This is a genomic window from Amycolatopsis thailandensis (assembly GCF_002234405.1).
In the GTDB taxonomy this organism is placed as follows: domain Bacteria; phylum Actinomycetota; class Actinomycetes; order Mycobacteriales; family Pseudonocardiaceae; genus Amycolatopsis; species Amycolatopsis thailandensis.
Map to the genome: position 1 here is coordinate 1 of NZ_NMQT01000362.1, position 549 is coordinate 549.

A 549-nucleotide genomic window follows, 5' to 3' on the forward strand; every position below is an offset into this window, starting at 1 on the left:
GCCGACGAGCTGGAGCATCGTCGCGGCCAGGAAGGTCTTGCTGAAACTCGCGATCCGGAAATGGGCGTTCCACGGCATCGGGCTCCCGGTCCGCAGGTCGCCGTGACCGCTGCGCACCTTGACGCGGCCGTCGGGCGTGCTCAGTTCCACGAGAACGCCCGGGGAACCGTTCGCCACGAGCACGTCGGCGTCGCGCTGCAAAGTCCGCTGCGAGTGCGGCGCCGCGGACGCGATGGCCGGGGAAACGAGCGTTGCCGCGCAAATCGCGGCGATGACCACCGAGGTTCTTTTCATATCGGCAAAACTACGAAGCATCGGCGCCTTCGGCATCGGCTTCGAGGCGGAAACCGCCTAGCTCCACGGTGCTAGCCACGGAACGGTCTTCTCAGGGTCCGGCCCCTACACGATCATCCCCGGCACCACGAGAGCCAACCGCGCCACCGGCGGGAGCGGCGCCGGTTCCGGGACGGCCCGGAAGGACTGGATCACGAGCGCGGCGAACCGCCGGGACGCCGCGACCTGAGCGGCGGGCGAAGCGGCCTGGATCCC

The 549-nt window shown here is 69.4% G+C and carries 1 protein-coding gene; it reads right to left on the reverse strand.

Annotation, left to right across the window (positions count from 1 at the left end):
* Nucleotides 1-294 (reverse strand): beta-lactamase family protein (locus tag CFP71_RS42895; protein WP_244200057.1); only part of this gene is annotated, 294 nt, incomplete at its 3' end.
* Between the last annotated feature and the right edge of the window lie 255 nt (nt 295-549).